This is a genomic window from Embleya sp. NPDC056575, from assembly GCF_042793325.1.
In the GTDB taxonomy this organism is placed as follows: Bacteria; Actinomycetota; Actinomycetes; order Streptomycetales; family Streptomycetaceae; genus Embleya.
In genome coordinates, this window is record NZ_JBHTVA010000055.1 from 15954 (window position 1) to 33659 (window position 17706).

At 70.8% G+C, this 17706-nt stretch carries 16 protein-coding genes; 8 read left to right on the plus strand and 8 right to left on the minus strand.

The features are described from left to right. Positions 1-867: a MoxR family ATPase gene (locus ACFRCG_RS34260; protein WP_078979604.1), complete on the minus strand. Its 867-nt coding sequence runs from the start codon at positions 865-867 to the stop codon at positions 1-3. A 235-nt stretch (positions 868-1102) separates the two neighbouring features. Between ACFRCG_RS34260 and ACFRCG_RS34265 the strand changes: the two genes are divergently transcribed. Genes ACFRCG_RS34265 through ACFRCG_RS34280 form a run of 4 tightly spaced genes read left to right on the plus strand, consistent with a single transcriptional unit; the run spans position 1103 to position 4091 of the window. Beyond that, entirely contained in the window at positions 1103-2029 is a 927-nt protein-coding gene (locus tag ACFRCG_RS34265) for a slipin family protein (protein ID WP_380038749.1), read from the plus strand. A 36-nt stretch (positions 2030-2065) separates the two neighbouring features. Beyond that, the gene (locus ACFRCG_RS34270) at positions 2066-2689 is read left to right on the plus strand and encodes an AIM24 family protein (protein WP_380038845.1); all 624 of its coding nucleotides are present in this window, start codon (positions 2066-2068) and stop codon (positions 2687-2689) included. Next, on the plus strand, positions 2686-3333 hold the full coding sequence (locus ACFRCG_RS34275; RefSeq protein WP_380038751.1) for an AIM24 family protein: 648 nt from the start codon (positions 2686-2688) through the stop codon (positions 3331-3333). The genes ACFRCG_RS34270 and ACFRCG_RS34275 overlap by 4 nt, the downstream gene beginning before the upstream one ends. Beyond that, on the plus strand, positions 3330-4091 hold the full coding sequence (locus ACFRCG_RS34280; RefSeq protein WP_380038753.1) for an AIM24 family protein: 762 nt from the start codon (positions 3330-3332) through the stop codon (positions 4089-4091). Before ACFRCG_RS34275 ends, ACFRCG_RS34280 begins: the two co-directional genes overlap by 4 nt. 110 nt (positions 4092-4201) lie before the next feature. Here ACFRCG_RS34280 and ACFRCG_RS34285 read toward each other — a convergent pair whose 3' ends face one another. Next, entirely contained in the window at positions 4202-5110 is a 909-nt protein-coding gene (locus ACFRCG_RS34285) for a LysR family transcriptional regulator (RefSeq protein WP_380038755.1), read from the minus strand. A gap of 143 nt (positions 5111-5253) precedes the next feature. Between ACFRCG_RS34285 and ACFRCG_RS34290 the strand changes: the two genes are divergently transcribed. Continuing rightward, entirely contained in the window at positions 5254-6468 is a 1215-nt protein-coding gene (locus tag ACFRCG_RS34290) for an amidohydrolase family protein (RefSeq protein ID WP_380038757.1), read from the plus strand. Positions 6469-6570: 102 nt separating this feature from the next. Here the strand turns inward: ACFRCG_RS34290 and ACFRCG_RS34295 are convergent, their stop codons facing one another. Further along, a complete protein-coding gene (locus ACFRCG_RS34295; RefSeq protein ID WP_380038847.1) occupies positions 6571-8415 on the minus strand; it encodes a choice-of-anchor A family protein in 1845 nt (614 codons plus the stop codon). Positions 8416-8654: 239 nt separating this feature from the next. Here ACFRCG_RS34295 and ACFRCG_RS34300 point away from each other — a divergent pair, with 239 nt between their 5' ends. Beyond that, positions 8655-9596 carry a hypothetical protein gene (locus ACFRCG_RS34300; RefSeq protein WP_380038759.1) on the plus strand — a complete coding sequence of 314 codons (942 nt, stop codon included), beginning with the start codon at positions 8655-8657 and terminating at the stop codon, positions 9594-9596. Positions 9597-9633: 37 nt separating this feature from the next. Here the strand turns inward: ACFRCG_RS34300 and ACFRCG_RS34305 are convergent, their stop codons facing one another. Further along, a complete protein-coding gene (locus ACFRCG_RS34305; protein ID WP_380038761.1) occupies positions 9634-10545 on the minus strand; it encodes a LysR family transcriptional regulator in 912 nt (303 codons plus the stop codon). A gap of 74 nt (positions 10546-10619) precedes the next feature. Here ACFRCG_RS34305 and ACFRCG_RS34310 point away from each other — a divergent pair, with 74 nt between their 5' ends. Next, positions 10620-11537 carry an EamA family transporter gene (locus tag ACFRCG_RS34310; RefSeq protein WP_380038763.1) on the plus strand — a complete coding sequence of 306 codons (918 nt, stop codon included), beginning with the start codon at positions 10620-10622 and terminating at the stop codon, positions 11535-11537. Positions 11538-11599: 62 nt separating this feature from the next. Then, positions 11600-12772 (plus strand): LuxR C-terminal-related transcriptional regulator, encoded by a 1173-nt coding sequence (locus ACFRCG_RS34315; RefSeq protein ID WP_380038765.1) that lies wholly within the window; start codon positions 11600-11602, stop codon positions 12770-12772. Positions 12773-13230: 458 nt separating this feature from the next. Here the strand turns inward: ACFRCG_RS34315 and ACFRCG_RS34320 are convergent, their stop codons facing one another. The 4 genes from ACFRCG_RS34320 to ACFRCG_RS34335 form a co-directional block, all read right to left on the minus strand. Beyond that, positions 13231-14190: an electron transfer flavoprotein subunit alpha/FixB family protein gene (locus ACFRCG_RS34320; RefSeq protein ID WP_380038767.1), complete on the minus strand. Its 960-nt coding sequence runs from the start codon at positions 14188-14190 to the stop codon at positions 13231-13233. 116 nt (positions 14191-14306) lie between these two features. Next, positions 14307-15101, minus strand: a complete 795-nt coding sequence (locus tag ACFRCG_RS34325; protein WP_170222110.1) for an electron transfer flavoprotein subunit beta/FixA family protein — start codon at positions 15099-15101, stop codon at positions 14307-14309. Positions 15102-15342: 241 nt separating this feature from the next. After that, positions 15343-16629, minus strand: coding sequence for an adenylosuccinate synthetase (locus ACFRCG_RS34330; protein WP_380038769.1), 1287 nt, complete (start codon positions 16627-16629; stop codon positions 15343-15345). Next, positions 16626-17621, minus strand: a complete 996-nt coding sequence (locus tag ACFRCG_RS34335) for a hypothetical protein (RefSeq protein WP_380038771.1) — start codon at positions 17619-17621, stop codon at positions 16626-16628. Before ACFRCG_RS34335 ends, ACFRCG_RS34330 begins: the two co-directional genes overlap by 4 nt. Positions 17622-17706 lie beyond the last annotated feature (85 nt).

Genomic DNA, 17706 nt, shown 5'->3' on the forward strand with positions numbered 1-17706 from the left:
TCAGCCGCCGAGGCCGGGCAGGCCGAGTTCCTTCGCGGCCCGCGTGTGGTCGGCGACGTGCTTGAGCACGACGCCGAGGGTGCGCGCGATGGTCTCCTCGTCCAGGTCGTCGGCCTCGAGGGCGAGCAGCGTGTGGGCCCAGTCCAGGCTCTCCGCGATGGACGGCGCCTTCTTGAGTTCGAGTGCGCGCAGCGAGGCGACGGTGCGGACCACCTGTTCGGCCAGGTGTGCGCGGATCCCGGGCACCCGGGTGAGCACGATGTCGCGCTCGCGCTCCGGCGTCGGGTAGTCGATGTAGAGGTAGAGGCAGCGGCGCTTCAGCGCCTCGCTCAGCTCGCGGGTGGCGTTGGAGGTGAGCACCACGAACGGGCGCTGCGAGGCGGTGATGGTGCCCAGTTCGGGGATGGTGACCTGAAAGTCGGACAGCACCTCCAGGAGCAGCCCCTCGACCTCGACGTCGGCCTTGTCGGTCTCGTCGATCAGCAGGACGGTGGGCTCGTCCCGGCGGATCGCGGTGAGCAGCGGGCGGGCGAGCAGGAACTCCTCGGCGAAGATGCCGGCGCGCGCCTCGTCCCAGCCGTCCACTCCGGCCTGGATGCGCAGGAGTTGTTTGCGGTAGTCCCACTCGTACAGCGCCCGGGACTCGTCCAGACCCTCGTAGCACTGGAGTCGGATCAGCGCCGAGGACGTGGCCGCGGCGACCGCCTTGGCCAACTCGGTCTTGCCCACCCCCGCCGGTCCCTCGATCAGCAGCGGTTTGCCCAGCGCGTCGGCCAGGAAGACGGCGGTGGCGATGCCGGGGTCGGTCAGGTAGTCGACCGCGCCGAGCCGGGTGCGGGCGTCCTCGGGCGAGGCGAACATCGTCATCGTGGTGCACTCCTCGCGGGCGATCGCGGCCGGCCGGTGTGCCGGGTCCGGCGCCGGCCGCCCCCTCAAGTTACAAGAAGGGCCGGTCGGCGGGATCCGAGCGGGGCCGGGTGGGCTCCGCCGCGCCCTCCGGCTTGGCTGACGTGGCGTCACATGACCGAGTCTTGACGCCGATCGCACCGTGCGTAGGGAGTTCCCCGGTCCCTTTCCGGCCTCGGGTTCCTAGCATCGGGACATGGACATCGCGGTGGGTTTCGTCATCGGGATCGTGGTCGCCATGCTGATCGTGGTGGCCAAGGGCGCACGAGTGGTACAGCAGTACGAACGCGGGGTGGTGTTCCGGCTCGGCCGGGTCAGGCAGCGGGTCCGCCAACCCGGGTTCCATGTGATCGTGCCGTTCTTCGACCGGATGCGGAAGGTCAACATCCAGATCATCACGATGCCCATCCCGGCACAGGAGGGCATCACTCGGGACAACGTGACGGTGCGGGTGGACGCGGTCGTCTACTTCCGGGTGCACGACCCCGCGCGGGCCATCGTCGAGGTGCAGAACCACGTGTTCGCGATCGAGCAGGTGGCGCAGACATCGCTGCGCTCGATCATCGGCAAGAGCGACCTGGACGACCTGCTCTCCAACCGCGAGGAACTGCACCGGGGCCTCGCCCTGATGATCGACAGCCCGGCGGTGGGCTGGGGTGTGGAGATCGACCGGGTCGAGCTCAAGGACGTACAGCTGCCCGAGTCGATGAAGCGGTCGATGTCGCGCCAGGCGGAGGCGGAGCGCGAGCGGCGCTCGCGGATCATCACCGCCGACGGCGAGTTCCAGGCGTCCAAGAAGCTCGCGGCGGCGGCCGACGAGATGTCCCATTCGCCGGCCGCGCTGCAACTGCGGCTGCTGCAGACGGTGGTCGAGGTGGCGGCGGAGAAGAACTCGACACTGGTGATGCCGTTCCCGGTGGAGATGTTGCGCTTCTTCGAGAACTTCCCGAACGGCGGGGGCGGACCACAGTCACCCGATCCGGCGGTGGCGCCGGCCGTATCGCCGATGCCGCCCGCGCCCCGGGTTCCGCCGGTGCCCGCCGCACCGCCGATCGTGCCGCCCGCCGCGCCGCCGGTAAAGCCCCGGCAAGATGAGGGGTTTCCACCCTCCGACCACGGCTGACCCGCTGCTAACTTCCCCACCGTGGCGACCTTTGTGATGCAGGGCACGCGAGTTCTCGCGGTGGGCTTGGGCGGAGAGGCGGTCAAGGCCCGGAACGGGACGATGATCGCCTATGACGGACGAATGACGTTCAAACGATTGTCCGGTGGGGGTGAGGGGCTGCGCGGGATGGTGACCCGGCGGCTCACCGGCGAGGGCATGACCCTCATGGAGGTGAGCGGCGAGGGTACGTGCTGGTTCGCGGACCGGGCCACCGAGATCAATCTCGTGCACCTGAGCGGCGAGACGTTGCACGTGGAGTCGAGCAACCTGCTCGCGGTCGAGCAGAGCCTGCGTACCGGTACCGAGTTCACCGGGCTGCACGGCGCGACCAGCGGGCAGGGCCTGTTCACCACGACCGTCTCGGGGCAGGGCACGGTCGCGGTGACCTCCGACGGGCCGGCGATCGTACTGCGGGTGTCGCAGGGCGAACCGCTGTCCGTCGACCCGGGGGCGTACGTCGCGCACACCGGGCAGCTCCGCAAGGAGTTCGTCAAGGACGTGAACTGGCGCACGTTCATCGGCGAGGGATCCGGCGAAAGCGTGCAGTTGCGCTTCGAGGGCGACGGGTTGGTGTACGTACAGCCCACCGAGCGGCAGACCATCGGGGGGCAGACGTGACGTTCGACCAGCTCAACTCCAAGATGATCGAGGCCACCGTGCGGCCCGGGCAGACGCTGTACTGCCTGCGCGGCGCGATGTTGGCCTACCGGGGCGAGATCTCCTTCACCCCGACCAGCACCGGAGCGCAGGGCGTCGGCGGGATGATCGGTCGGCGTCTGGCCGGCGAATCGGTGCCGCTGATGAAGGCCGAGGGCGACGGCCGGGTGATGTTCGGCTACGCGGGCCGACACGTGCACCTGATCGAGATCACCGGCGACACCCTGCACATCGAGGCCGACCGGTTGATGGTGTTCGAGGACAGCCTCCAGCAGGGCACGATGTTCATGGGCTCGCAGGGCGGCGTGCGCGGGATGATCCGCGGCCAGGTGACCGGCCAGGGCCTGTTCACCACCACGCTGACCGGGCGCGGCTGGTGCGCGGTGCTCGCGCACGGCGGGGTGATCGAACTGCCGGTCCAGCCGGGCCGGTCGATCCACGTCGACCCGCAGGCGTACATCGCGCACCGGGGGCAACTCGACAACCGGATCGGCGCCAACGTCGGCTGGCGCGACGTGATCGGGCGCGGCTCGGGCGAGGCGTTCCAGTTGGAACTGTCCGGCACCGGCACGGTCTACGTCCAGGCGAGCGAGGAGAAGCTGTGAGCGGCCCGGGTTCCGGCACGATCGTGTACGACGCACACTCGCTGCCGCAGGACGACAACGTCAACCCCTACTCCTTCTGCGTGGCGCTCGACGGCGAGTGGTTCGTGCAGAAGGGCAAGATGATCGCCTACTACGGGCGGATCAAGTTCGAGGCGCTGGGCGTGGGCGCGCTGGACCGCCTGGTCACCGCCAACTTCAACTCGCCGCTGTACATCCAGGACTGGATCGTCGCGCAGGGCAAGGGCCGACTGCTGCTCGCCGACCGCGGGTTCGACGTCAACTCGTACGACCTGGAGGTGGGCAACCTGACCATCCGGGCGGCCAACCTGCTCGCGTTCCAGCCGGGTCTGGACCTCAAGCAGTCGATCGTGCCCGGGTTCGTCACGCTGATCGGGACCGGCAAGTTCGTCGCCGCGTCCAACGGCGCGGTGCACTTCGTCGAACCGCCGATCCGGGTGGACCCGGAGGCGCTGCTGGGCTGGGCCGACTGTCCGACGCCGTGCCACCACTTCGACACCAAGTACATGCGCGGCGCGCTCGGCATGGCCCGGCGGCTGACCGGGATCGGCGGCGCGTCGGGAGAAGAGCACCAGTACGACTTCGTCGGGACCGGGACGGTGCTGATGCAGTCCTCGGAGATCTCCATCGACCCGAACCTGATCCCGGCGCAGACCGCGCAGCAGAACCAGCCGCCGGGGGCGCAGAACATCCCGGGACTGCCGAATCTGCCGGGGCGGTTGGGCCGGTTGTTGCAGTAGCGGGAACCGGCGGCGGGTTCGGGCCGTTGACCTGGCGAGGCCCTTCACTGGGGACGGTGGAGGGCCTCGCCAATGCCCCGGCCGGTCGGCCGGTGGGGGTGCCGGGCGCGCTACAGCTGGTCGGCCAGGTCGCTGTCGGCCGCGACCTCGCGCAGGAGTTCCACCAGGACGTCGACGCCCTCGTGGTCGGTGTCGGCGCGCCAGAAGGCGGTCACCGCGACGTCCGGCGCCCCCGTCAGCGGGACCTGGACGACCCCGCGCACCGGCCGCTGCCGGGCCCAGCCGCGCGGCGACAGGCCGACCCCCTGGCGGTCCACGACGCGCGCGATCACGTCGTCCACGCTGCCGTACGCCTCGACGATGTCGGTCGCGCCCGAGCGCCGCAGCGCCTCGGTGACGCGCGTGTACAGCCGGGGATGCGGTTGGCGCGGCCACACCACGATCGGCTCGCCGCAGCCGACCAGCTCGGTCAGGTCCACCGAGCGCCGTTCGGCGAAGGGATGCTCCTGCGGGAACAGCGCGACGAAGGCGAACGTGCCGACCCGGGCCGACTCGAAGCCGGCGCCCAGGTCCGGCAGCCAGCCCAGGCCCGCGTCGAGCACACCCTCGCGCACGTCGGCCACCTGGCGCGCGGTCGGCTCGCTGGTCCACTGCACGCGCAGCGCCGGGTGGCGGATGTGCAGCGCGGAGATCGCGGCCGACACGAGCGAGGGACCCAGGCCGGAGGTATACCCCACACGCACCTGCCCGGCGTCCCAGGTGGCCCGCCGCCGTACCTCCGCGCACGCGTCGTCGAGCACCCGCAACGACTCGTCGAGCCGACTGCGGAACACCTCGCCGAGCGGGGTGAGCGCCACCGGCAGCGACGAGCGGTCCACGAGCCGGGTGCCGAGCTGCTGCTCCAGCCGGCGTACGGCCTTGCTCACCATCGGTTGGGACAGGTACAGCCGGGCGGCGGCCCGACCGAAGTGCCGCTCCTCGGCGACCGCCAGGAAACATCTCAGGTCGCGCAGTTCCATGGAAACCCACCTATGCCGTGTCGGCATAACGTTAGCAACAACAGGGGCTTGGCTGACGCCCCGTCAGCAGGTTTCCTTGGGAACACCGGAAAAGCACCGCGGCCACACCGCGATCGCGCCGAAGTCGCACTAAGGAGCAGGTCATGACGCTCGAGATCCCGCGCATCATCTCCGTGGACGACCACGTGGTGGAGCCGCCGGACCTGTGGACCTCGCGGCTGCCCGCCAAGTACAAGGACCGCGGCCCGCGCGTGGTGCGCGACAAGGCGAAGTTCAACTTCATCGGCGGCGTCTTCTCGTACGAGCGCGGTGTCGAGGACGGCGAGTGGTGCGACTGGTGGCTGTACGACGACCTGGTCTACCCGTTCCCCAAGCTCTCCGCCGCGGTCGGCTTCGACACGCTCGACGTGACACCGGTCACCTTCGACGACATCCGGCCGGGCGCGTGGATCCAGTCCGAGCGCCTCAAGGACATGGACGCCAACCACGTCGACGCCTCGCTGTGCTTCCCGAACATCCTGCCGCGTTTTTGCGGCCAGGCGTTCTACGAGCGTGAGGACAAGGAACTCGCGCTGCTGTGCGTGCAGGCGTACAACGACTGGATGATCGACGAGTGGTGCGCGGGCGACGGCAAGGGCCGCCTGCTGCCGATGACGATCATCCCGCTGTGGGACGCGAACCTGGCCGCCGCCGAGGTGCGCCGCTGCGCCGCCAAGGGCTCCTTCGCGGTCGCCTTCTCGGAGAACCCGGTCCCGCTCGGCCTGCCGTCGGTGCACTCGAAGGACCGGTTCTGGGACCCGTTCTTCCGGGCCTGCGAGGAGACGGACACGATCGTGTGCATGCACATCGGCTCGTCCTCGAAGATGCCCTCGACCTCCCCCGACGCGCCGTTCATCGTCTCCTCGGTGCTGACGTTCCAAAACGCCATGGGCTCGATGGTCGACTACATCTTCTCCGGCGTCTTCGACCGCTTCCCGAAGCTGAGGATCGCCTACGCCGAGGGCCAGGTCGGCTGGATGCCCTACGTCATGGAGCGCGCGGACAAGCTGTGGGAGGAGCGCGACGACAACGCGTTCGGTTCCTCGCTCACCCAAAAGCCCAGCTCGTACATCAAGGACCGGATCTACGGCTGCATCTTCGACGACGAGATCGGCCTGCGTAACCGCGACGTGATCGGCATCGACCAGATCTGCTTCGAGGTCGACTACCCGCACGCCGACTCGACCTTCCCCAACACCCACAAGGTCGCCCTCGACATCGCCACCAAGGCGGGCCTCACCCAGGCCGAATGCGACAAACTCTTCCGCACCAACGCCATCAAGGCCTTCGGCCTCGCCCGCTTCGGCATCACCGAATAACCCCACCCCCGCCGGCCGACCTCGCGTCGCGGCACGACACGTGGACGTAGGAATGGCCCACGAACTCCGGGGAGTTCGTGGGCCATTCGGATCGGATGGGGACTACGCGCGGTTACGTCCACGCGCGCGGTAGAGGAACATCAGGACCAGTCCGAAGCCGATGGCGCACGCGCTGCCGGCGAGGAGGATGGCCACGTTGCCCGGCATACCGCTGTGGGCGAGTTGGTCGGATCCGTTGGATCCACCGATCCCACCACCGTGACCGCCGCCGTTGCCTCCGTTACCGCCGTCGCCGTGGCCGCCGTCGCCGTGGCCGTTGTGGCCACCGCCGTGCGGTTTGGTGTGCGCACCGGAGGGCACGGCCGAGTGGCTCGCGGACGGCGAGGTCGAGTGGCTCCTCGAGGGCGACGCGGACGGCGAGGCCGAATGGCTCCTGGAAGGCGACACCGAAGGCGACGCGGACGGCGAGGCCGAATGGCTCCTGGAAGGCGACACCGAAGGCGACGCGGACGGCGAGGCCGAATGGCTCCTCGAGGGCGACGTCGAAGGCGAAGTCGACGGGGACATGGACGGCGAAGCCGACGGCGACATCGACGGCGAGACCGAAGGCGAGACCGACGGCGACATCGACGGCGACATCGACGGCGAAGCCGAAGGGGACGTCGACGGCGACGTCGAGGGCGACGCCGACGGGGACATGGACGGCGAGACCGAAGGCGACGCCGACGGCGACATCGACGGGGACGTCGAGGGCGAAGCCGACGGCGACGTGGACGGCGAGGTCGACGGCGACGGCGACGTACCGCCGCAGTCCGGCAGGTCACCGTCGAACGGATACCGGTGGAACTCCGACCCGGACGACGACTGGTGGATCAGCGACCCGGCCGTGAAGAACCGGCCGTTCATCCCCGGCACGGACACCGTCGTGGTGCTCGCCGGGTTGCCGATCAGCATGCTGCCCTGGAACTGGGCGCTGCCCCTGATGGTCACCGTCGTGGCTTCCGGGAAGTTCCACAGCAGCCGCTCGCGCAGCCCGGTCGGGATCGCGGTGTTGCCGATGAAGCTGGCGATCGTCCGGTCCGTCCCGGTCAGGTTGACCAGGACCGTGGCGCCGCTCGGGATGCCGAGGAAGCTCAGGCCCTGGTCCCCGCCGTTCACGCTCACCATGTCGAAGTCGACGTTGAACACCTGGAGCGCGGACGTGCCGTCCCCGGTGAACAACGTCTCGAACCCGACGTTGACCGCCGTGCCGGTGGCCTGCCGGAGCCGGCCGTCCGGGAACGCGTAACAACTCGACGAGTCGGTCAGCTGCGGGCGCAACGCCGTGTAAGGCGCCGCGGCGGATCCGTCCTTGACCGGATCCGGCGTCACCGTGCCGCTGAGCGTGCCGGCGTAGCGGACGACGCCGCTGACCGCACCCTCCTCGGCGATCAGGGCCTGCCCATCCGCCACGGTCAGGTCGCCGCCGACGGTGAGGAAGTCCGTGCCGTTGTCGGGGGGCACACGGGAGCCGACCCCGACGATGCCCACGTTGTAGATGCTGGAGCCGGAGGTCTTGTTCATGTCGAAGTTGCCGAGGGTGACCAGCTTGCCCTCGGCCTCCGCGGCGGACCCGCTCACGGTCCAGTTGCCGCCGACGAACATGTTGATGCCGTTGTCCCGGCCCTGGATCGGGCCGTTGTTGGGCTCCAGGTCCACAGCCGGACAGCTGCCCGGGATGCAGGGGCCGAGACCGCCGGGCAGCGGCTTGGCGAAGCCCATCACGGCGAATACGCAGACGAGGATCACGCCGCCGAGGGTGACGACTCCGGATAGCGCGAGGCCCGTCGCGCGGATCCGGGCGTTCGGTTTCCTGTGCATTTCTGAAACATGGGATATAAAACGACAAATGCGGACAAGGCGCGCGGAAGGTTCCCCCGAATGCCTCTCCCGGGGATTCGCGCACACGACCGTCAACCGAGATGCGTACGGCCCGCGTACGTCGCAGGTATGGGATACGAAGGGCGCCGCCGAATCGGAAACCGCCCGCGCGACGTGATCGTTGCCGGGGCGGGGCGGGGCGGGAAGCCGTGCCGGTACGGTCGGGCCCGGGCGGGCACGCGTGAACCGGCGAGGTGTTCGCGGCCGTGCGCCGTCGGTCGTCCTCGGATGAGGCACGAATCCTGGTGAGTGAGAGGGAGTCTTCTGTGATCGTCGGACTGGGCACCGCTGTCGCGGCCTCCGCGTGTTACGGAGTGGGGTCGGTGCTGCAAGCGGTCGGGTCGCGGCGGTCCGCGCGCGAGGAGGCGGCCAAGCAGGCCGCGCGGGGCGGCGGTACCGCACAGGTGACCGGGTACGGCGGCCCGAGCCTGTCCTCGACCGCCAAGGCCGCGGTCACGTGGGAGTTCATCGTCGGCACCCTGCTCGACTTCGTCGGCTTCGCGCTCGGCGCGCTGGCGGCGCGGCTGCTGCCGCTGTTCCTGTCCCAGACGATCATCAGCGCCAACCTGGTGATCACCGCCGTACTGGGCATCAAGCTGCTCGGCATCAAGCTGCATCGCGCCGACTGGACCTCGATCGGGGTGGTCTGCGGCGCGCTGGTCCTGCTCGGCATCGCGGCCGGGCCCGAGGGCGACGGGCACAGTCCGCGCGCCACGCACTGGTGGGTGCTGATCGTCACCTTCGTGGTGATCGTCGGCGGGACCGTGCTGGTCCGCTTCCTCGGCGCCAACGGCGCGATCGTCGCGGGCCTGCTCTCCGGTCTCGGCTTCGGCGGCCTGGGCATCGGCGTACGCATCCTGGACGGCGTCGACCCGTTCGACCTCGGCAAGCTGGCCGCCGACCCGGCCCTGTACGCGGTCCTGATCGGCGGCATCGGCGGCATGTACCTGCACACGATCGCGCTGCAGATCGGCTCGGTGAACGGCGCCACGGCGGCCCTGGTGGTCGGTGAGACGGTGGTCCCCGGCGCGGTCGGCGTGTTGTGGCTCGGCGACACCTCCCGCGCGGGCCTGGCCTGGCTGGCGGTCCTCGGCTTCATCCTCGCCGTGTCCGGCGCGGTGGCCGTCGCCTACTTCGGCAAGCACGACGCGCAGGAACCTTCCGCCACCCCGGACAAGAGCCCCGAAGGGGCCCCATCACGCGCCTGACCGCGGCCGCGAGGGCCCTGCGACGCGCTCGCGCGGGTCAGACCGGGGCGCCCCGCTCCGCCAGTTCCGCGCCCACCGTGCGCAGGGTGTCGAGGAGGGGGGTCGGGCCCTGGCCCCGGCGGACGGCGGCCATCAGGTGCCGGCGGGGGGCCGGGTCGGTGATGCGGCGAAGCACCACGCCCCGGGGGAGTTCGGGCTGGGCCAGGCGCGGGATGATCGTCACGCCCAGGCCGGCGGCCACCAGGGCGAGCTGCGCGCCGAAGTCGGTCGAGGTGTGGACCAGGCGCGGCTGGAAACCCGCCTGGTGGCAGGCGGTCAGGAGCAGGTCGTGGCAGGCCGTCCCGGGCGCGGTGATGATCCAGTCGACGTCCACGAGATCGGCGGCCAGGGCCACCTCGGCGCGCCCCGCCAGCGGGTGATCGGCCGGCAGCGCGATCTCGAACGGCTCGTCGAGCAGCGGGTGCAGCTCGATCCGCGGGTGGTCCGGCGCGGGCAGGTCCGGATGCGTCATCACCACCGCGAGATCCAGCTCGCGCGCCGGCAGCAGCGGCAGCGCCAGCTCGGTCTCGTACTGGACGACCTCGAACCGCCATCCCGGGTGGGTCCGCTTGAGCCGGGCCAGCGCGGGCGCGATCAGGCCCGCGATGCCGGACGGGAAGCCGGAGATCCGGGCTCGCCCGATGCGGCCGTCGCGCTGCGCCGCGAGGTCGGCGCGGGCCTGCTCCAGTCGGGTCGCGATGGCGTCGGCGTGGCCGAGCAGCACATGCGCGGCCGGGGTGAGCCGGACGCCGCGCCCGTGCTTCTCCAGGAGTACGGCGTCGGCCTCCCTCGCGAGTACCGCCAGTTGTTGCGACACCGCGGACGGGGTCAGGTGCAGCGACTGGGCGGCGGCGATCACCGTGCCGTGCTGGTCGAGCGCGCGCAGGATGTTCAGCCGCTTGATCTCCATGTAGCAAACCTACCGATTGAGATCCGGAAAATGTAGCTGGACTCCATGGATGGCCCGAGCACACACTTCTCGGCATGACGCGTACCGATTCCCTGTGGGCCGTGCTCGTCACGGTGATCTGGGGGGTGAACTTCGTCGCGATCGACGCGAGCCTCGACGACTTCCCCCCGTTCCTGCTGGCCGCGCTGCGCTTCGCGCTCGTCGCGTTTCCCGCGGTGCTGTTCGTCAAGCGGCCGCGGACGAGCTGGAAGCTGATCATCGGGGTCGGACTCACGGTCAACATGGGGCAGTTCGCGTTCCTGTTCAGCGCGATGCACGCGGGCATGCCGGCCGGGTTGTCCTCGGTGGTGATCCAGTGCCAGGCGATGTTCACCGTGTTGTGCGCGGTGGTGATGTTGCGCGAGATCCCCGGGCGTACCCGGGTGCTCGCGCTGGGCGTGGCCGCGGTCGGCATGGGCGTGATCGCGTTCGGTCGTGGCCAGGGCGCGTCGTTGTGGCCGTTCCTGCTGGTGGTCGGCGCCGCCGCGTCGTGGGGCTTCGGCAACGTACTGACCCGCAGGGCCGGCATCCCGGGCGGGCTCGGCCTGGTCGTGTGGTCGGCGCTGGCCGCCCCGCTGCCGCTGCTCGCGCTGTCCCTGACCGTCGAGGGCCCGAGCCGGGACGCGGACGCGCTGACCTCGGCCTCCTGGACCGGCGTCGGCGGGCTGGCATTCACCGTCGTGCTGTCGTCCTGGCTCGGCTACGGCCTGTGGTTCGCCCTCCTCGGCCGCCGCTCGGCCTCGGCGGTCGCCCCGTACGGCCTGCTCGTGCCGATCGTCGGCATCCTCGCCGCCTGGGCCGTCCTCGGCGAACGCCCGACCTGGATCGAGGCTCTGGGCGCCGCGATCGTCCTGGCCGGCATCGCCCTGGCAAGCCTGCCCCGCAAGACCGAAACCCCGCCCCCTGCGGTCCCCGCCGTCCACCCCGCCCCGCTCCCGGCCGCCCGGCCCTGAGCCGCCGATCCCGGTCGCCCGGGAGCCTCCCGCGCCCGCCCCGCGATCGGTAGCGTTGAGGCGTGAGTCTCGGCGGGTCGAGGCACCGGTTCGGTGGGTTGGACCGGGCCCTGCAGAAGGTTGTGGAGACCGGGAGCGGCGCGGTCGATGTCGTCGAAGCGGCGGCGGAACGGTTGTTGAAGGTGGTCCCGGCCGACGTCTGGTGCGCGGTATTGCTCGATCCGTCGACCCTGCTGGACACCGGCGGAGTGCACCGGGCCGGGTTCCCGGAGCACGTCATGCCCCGCCTGTTCGAGATCGAACACGTGGAGCAGGACGACGTGGACAACCTGCGCGCGCTCACCCGGCGGTCGACGCCGGTGAGTTCGCTCCGGGTGTCCACCGGCGGCGCGCTCGACACCAGCGGCTACTACCGGGACATCCTGCAACCGCTGGACCTGGCCGACGAGTTGCGCGTCCTGCTGCGCGAACGAGGACGCACCTGGGGCATGTTGGTGCTGTGTCGGGCCACCGACAGCGCCCCCTTCGACGCCCGCGACCTGGCCGCCGCACGAACCCTGGCGACGCCCGCCACCCGCGCGGTCCGCCGCGCGCTGGTCGTCGGCGGCGTCGACGAGGCGTCGATCACCGACGGACCGGGCGTGCTCGTCCTCGACCACGCCCGGCGGATGATCGTGTGCAGTCCCAGCGCCGAGCGCATGATGGCCCGGATCGAGGACGCCGGTCCGACCGGTCGGCCCACGTCCTGCCCCTACGCGGTGCACGCGGTGGCCGCGGCGGCTCGCGCCGGACGGCCGGGCACCACCGCCCGCTCCCGAGTCCGCACCCGGGACGGGCGTTGGCTGGAATTGCACGCCTGGCACTCGCTCACCGAACCGCAGCCGGTGACCATGGTGTCGATCGGCCCGGCCGAACCCGGCCTGCTGGTCCCGCTGGTGCTGGCCGCATACGGCCTCAGCGAACAACAGCAGCGCATCGCCCGACTCGTCATGCACGGCCACTCCAGCGAAGAGGTGTTGGCCGCACTGCACATCACCCGGAACACGCTGAACGACCACCTGGAGAAGATCTTCGACAAGGTCGGGGTGCGCAGCCGCCGCGAGTTGCCCGCAGCACTCTTCTCCCGCCACTACCTGCCGCGCCTCGGCCTGGGCCCGCTCACCCTGGACGGCCGACTGACCGACCCGCACGTACCCCACATCCGTGGGGTATCACCCCTGCGCCCGTCGACCTAACGTCGTAATCGCAGGGCACGCCGAAGGGGGACGACGACCGGCGTGCAACCGGCTCCGCCGGGATCGGGGGAATCCGACCCGGCCGACGAGGACGGCGACCGATGGCCGCGGCCGCCCTCTCGCCCGGGTCGTTTCCCGGCGGACGCCCCCACGTTCGTCCGGGTCGCCCGACGCGTCCCGGACGAACACCACGGGGTCGGGCCCGCGCCGACCAGCCCGGCGGCCCCACCCTCGGCGAAACTTCGGAACGTCGCCGCCGGATACTCGCGCTCACCCGGTCGCGGGCGGCGGTCGAGGACGGTGCCTTCGACCTCGGCGTGCTCGCGGACAAGCGAAACCACCGTCGACCGGCCCCGCCGGTGTGGGGGGCTCGGGATCGGGCGCTCTGATGTGGAACGACCCCGCGACCGGGTTTCCGGTGCGGGGTCGTTGCGCGTGCGGCGGGGCGCCGGGTGCGGCTACTTGCGCTTGTTGATTTCCGCTTCGAGTTGCGGCATCACCTTGAACAGGTCGCCGACCACGCCGTAGTCGACCAGGTCGAAGATCGGGGCGTCCTCGTCCTTGTTGATCGCGACGATCGTCTTGGAGGTCTGCATGCCCGCGCGGTGCTGGATCGCGCCGGAGATGCCGACCGCGACGTAGAGCTGCGGCGAGACCTGGGTGCCGGTCTGGCCGACCTGGTGGCTGTGCGGGTACCAGCCGGCGTCGACCGCCGCGCGGGAGGCGCCCACGGCCGCGCCGAGCGCGTCCGCGACCGACTCGATCACGTGGAAGTTGTCCGCGCCGTTCACGCCGCGACCACCCGAGACGACGATGTCGGCCTCGGTCAGCTCGGGGCGGTCGGACTTCTCGCGCGGGGCGCGCGAGACGACCTTGGTGCCGGTCGCCGCGGTGGTGAAGTCCACCGTCACGGCCTCCACCGTCGGGGTGGCCGGGGCCTCCTCGGGGGTGGCCGCGTTCGGCTTCACCGTGATGATCGGGGTGCCCTTGGTGACGTGCGCCTTGACCTGGTAGGTCGCGGCGAACACCGACTGCTCGGTGACCGGGCCGTCGGGGCCCGCCTCGACGTCGACGGCGTCGGTGATCAGGCCCGACTCCAGCCGCACCGCGACGCGCGCCGCGATCTCGCGACCGTCGTTCGAGGACGCGACCAGGATCGCGCCCGGCTCGCCGCCCCCGGCGATCTGCGCGAGCGCGTCGACGGCCGGCGCGACGAGGTAGTCGTCCACCTCGGGGGCGTCCACGACGTACACCTTCTGCGCGCCGTACCTGCCCAGCGTCTCGGTGGCGCCCTCGGCGCCCTTGCCCAGGAAGACCGCGGCCGGCTCGCCGAGGCGGCGGGCCAGGGTCAGCAGCTCCAGGGTCGGCTTGCGGACCGCGCCGTCGGCGTGGTCGACGAGAACGAGGATCTCGGCCATGGTTGTTCTCTCCTACTCCGGTACAGCCCGGATCTCTCCGGCCGGGTTGCGATGCTCGGTCGCCCCGGAGGGCGGCCGGTCAAAGGTGTCGAAACAGTCCGGTTCTGCCGACCGACTCAGATGAACTTCTTGGCGGCGAGGAACGCGGCCAACTGCACGCCGCCCTCGCCCTCGTCCTCGACGACCTCGCCCTTGGCGCGCGGCGGGCGCTTGGTCGCGGTGTCCACGATCGACCAGGCGGCGGACAGGCCGACCTCGTCCGACTCGATGCCCAGGTCGTCCAGGTCCTTCGAGACGACCGTCTTCTTCTTGGCCGCCATGATGCCCTTGAACGAGGGGTAACGCGCCTCGCCGGTGCGGTCGGTGACCGACACGACGGCGGGCAGCGAGGCCTCGATCAGCTCGGTGGCGACGTCGCCCTCGCGGCGGCCCTTGACCACACCGCCGCCCTTGCCCACACCCTCGACGGTGATCTCGTCCAGGTAGGTGACCTGCGGAACACCCAGGCGCTCGGCGAGCATGGCCGGCACGACGCCCATCGACGCGTCGGTGGAGGCCATGCCGCACACGACCAGGTCGAAGCCCGCGTCCTCGATGGCCTTGGCCAGGATCAGCGAGGTGCCCAGCGCGTCGGTGCCCGCGATGTCGTCGTCGTTGACGTGGATGGCGTTGTCGCCGCCCATCGCCAGCGCCTTGCGCAGCGCGTCCTTGGCATCGTCCGGACCGACCGTCAGGTACGTGATCTCGGCCTCGACGCCGGACTCCACGATCTTGAGAGCCTGCTCGATCGCGTATTCGTCCAGCTCCGACAGCAGGGAGTCGACCGACTCGCGATCGGTGGTGCCATCGTCGTTGAAGCCCCGGTCCCCGGTCGCGTCGGGTACGTACTTCACGCAGACAACGATTTTCACAACAGTTCTCCTGTGGTCGTCCGGTCACCCAGGTGCCGGTCCGAGGGTGTCATGCCCGCCGTCGGGGTCCACGACGGGCCCACGGTTCCGGCCCCAAGATCCATCGATCTCGCGCCACGATGCCACGCCCGCGCGCAGGCACACGCGTGACACAGGGCACATTCAGTTCTGACGGTCCGTCAACTTCTGGTTCCGAGAGTACGCGGTCTTGGAAAAGACTCCGACCATCGACCCGAAACCGCTATGTTACCGGAGAGTAATAGGAGCCTAGTACCGCCCGCTCGCGCTTGTCACCGGTGCGCGGACCGAACGAGAGCAAGGTCACCGGGGCACCCAGCTCGGCGGCGGCGAAATCCGGCCACTCGGCGGCCGACGGGGCCGGCTCCACCACCGGCCGCGCGGCCGACATCAAGGCGGTCAGCCGCTCCGCGTGGGCCAGGTCCGGAACGGGGCTCGCCCACGGCTCCGGCCCGGCGTACGCGCGCACCACACCCAGGCCCGGTACCCGCCCGGGCACGTCCGCGTGGGTGAGCGCGAGCCCGTCCACACCCCCGCACACCGCGACCGCGTACCGGTGCGCGACCGCGTCGAAGTGGCCCACCCGGAACGCCCCCTGCCACCGACCGGTCCCGTTGTGCGGATCAGGCAGCGCGGCCGTCAGCCCCGCGTCCTCGCTCGGCAGCGGCCCGGGCCCGTGCCGGGTGGTGTAGGTGCGCAGCACGCCGAGCCGGTACACCCCCTCCCCCGCCTCGGCGGCCAACGCCTCCGCGCCCGCGAACGTCGTGGTCGACCACGTCGTGTACGGGTGGAACCCGTGCCACTCGTCCAGCAGTACGCCCTGCGCCCCCTCGAACACCACCGGCCCGGCCCGCAGGAGTTCGCCCGTATACCCCCCGTCCACCGCGCGCACCGCCCGCCCGAAGCCGGTGAACGCGGCCACGCACGCCTCGACGTCGGGTCCCGGCGGTGTCCCGAATTCGGCGCTCACCACCTCCCGCACCGCGTTCAGCCGCCGACGCAGCAGCCGGGGCGCGCCGCAGTCCCCCACCCGCGGCGCCAGGTCCGGATGGGCGAGCGCGAAGGCCGCGGTCTCGCCCACCCCCATCCCGCACGACCCGTGCCGCCCCGGCCCGCGCGCCGACTCCCGGGCCCGATTGGCCGCCGCGTGGTACGGCGTGGTCAACAGCGCGTCCCGGTCCACCGTGAGCAGCCCGAGCGGATCCGCCACCCCGAGCGCGCGCAGGTGATCGGCCTCGGCAGCCAGCGCGAGCGGGTCCACCAGCATGAACCGGGACAGGTGGGTGCGCGTACCCGGGGTGAACGTGCCCGAGCCGAACTGGGCGAACGTGTGGTGCCGCCCGTCGTCGGTGACCACGTTGTGCGCGGCCTGCGCACCCCCGTTGAACCGGATCACCGCGTGGACCGGCCGCCCCCGCGCGCGTCCTCGCGCGCACAGCCGGTCCACCGTGGTGCCCTTGCCCGCGTCGCCGAACCCCAGGTCGACGACCGCGACATGACGAGGTGTCACAGGCGGGTGGTGCCCGCGCCGTCGCCCTCGCCCAGGCCCGGCAGCGAGCCGGAGACGGCCACCGCGCCACCGGAACGGGCGTACGAGGCCAGCGCCTTGGACACGTTGGCCACCTGCGCGTCGGCACCCACGTCGCGCAGGTGCTCCAGGCCCTCGTCCAGGTCGATCGCGTCCTCCGCGAGGCCGATGGTCAGTGCGATCGTCTCGCAGACCCCGTCGGGGTCGTCGAGTTCGATCACGTGCTGCCCGAGCAGGCCCCTCCACTCGCCCAGGACCTCCTTGTCGCCCACGTAGGAGGACCCGGCCGGGAGGATGTAGTACACCTCGAACTTGCGCCGCAGTTCGGCCAGGATCCGCTCGATCGGGATGTCCTCGCCGATGTCGTCGCCGATGAACTCCAGCACCTCGGACCGGCGTACCTTGCGGTAGGGCATCTCGTCGCCGATCACGAACAGGTAGCCGCGCTTGCCGCGCTTCTCGTGGCAGTCGATCGAGGTGTGCCGGGCCATGAAGTACAGGGCCAGCTCGTAGGATTCGCGCTTTTGCCCGCCGCCGCCCCCTTCGAGCAGGATGTTGCCGAGCTGGTCGTCCATCCGGTTGTCCGACTCGAACTGGCCGACCTGCAACGGGACTCGGTCGCTGGTCGCGTCGCCGATCGCGCCGAACATGATCTGCGGGTCCTGCACATAGCCCTTGCGCAGCAGCAGCCCGAACAGCTCGGGCAGCTTGGTCTGCAGGGTCTGCGGGACCCGCAGCATCGAGCCGGTCACGTCGAACAGCACCGAGACGGCCAGGGACATGGGGTGTTCGTCGCTGTCCCGGCTCTCCCGGATGCCCGCGAGCGCCGGATCCAGGTCGACGTGCGCCTTCCAGGCGCTGTGCGGCGTGCTGTTCTTGGTGACGTGGTCGTAGTGGAACGCGCTGCGACCGCTGGCCCGGTTGTAACTCTGGGCCGCGTCGTAGACGTTGGTGGACCAATTGCCACTGCCCATGGTGCTCACTCCCCGATCGGGACGCTGGGATGCGTGCGTGGATGTTCGGCCGGCCGAGCAGGCCGACCGAAGGTGCGACGGGAGC

Coding starts and splice junctions, on each gene's coding strand:
- ACFRCG_RS34260 (WP_078979604.1), bottom strand. CDS start 867: ATGACGATGTTCGCCTCGCCCGAGGACGCCCGCACCCGGCTCGGCGCG.
- ACFRCG_RS34265 (WP_380038749.1), top strand. CDS start 1,103: ATGGACATCGCGGTGGGTTTCGTCATCGGGATCGTGGTCGCCATGCTG.
- ACFRCG_RS34270 (WP_380038845.1), top strand. CDS start 2,066: ATGCAGGGCACGCGAGTTCTCGCGGTGGGCTTGGGCGGAGAGGCGGTC.
- ACFRCG_RS34285 (WP_380038755.1), bottom strand. CDS start 5,110: ATGGAACTGCGCGACCTGAGATGTTTCCTGGCGGTCGCCGAGGAGCGG.
- ACFRCG_RS34290 (WP_380038757.1), top strand. CDS start 5,254: ATGACGCTCGAGATCCCGCGCATCATCTCCGTGGACGACCACGTGGTG.
- ACFRCG_RS34305 (WP_380038761.1), bottom strand. CDS start 10,545: ATGGAGATCAAGCGGCTGAACATCCTGCGCGCGCTCGACCAGCACGGC.
- ACFRCG_RS34310 (WP_380038763.1), top strand. CDS start 10,620: ATGACGCGTACCGATTCCCTGTGGGCCGTGCTCGTCACGGTGATCTGG.
- ACFRCG_RS34320 (WP_380038767.1), bottom strand. CDS start 14,190: ATGGCCGAGATCCTCGTTCTCGTCGACCACGCCGACGGCGCGGTCCGC.
- ACFRCG_RS34335 (WP_380038771.1), bottom strand. CDS start 17,621: ATGGGCAGTGGCAATTGGTCCACCAACGTCTACGACGCGGCCCAGAGT.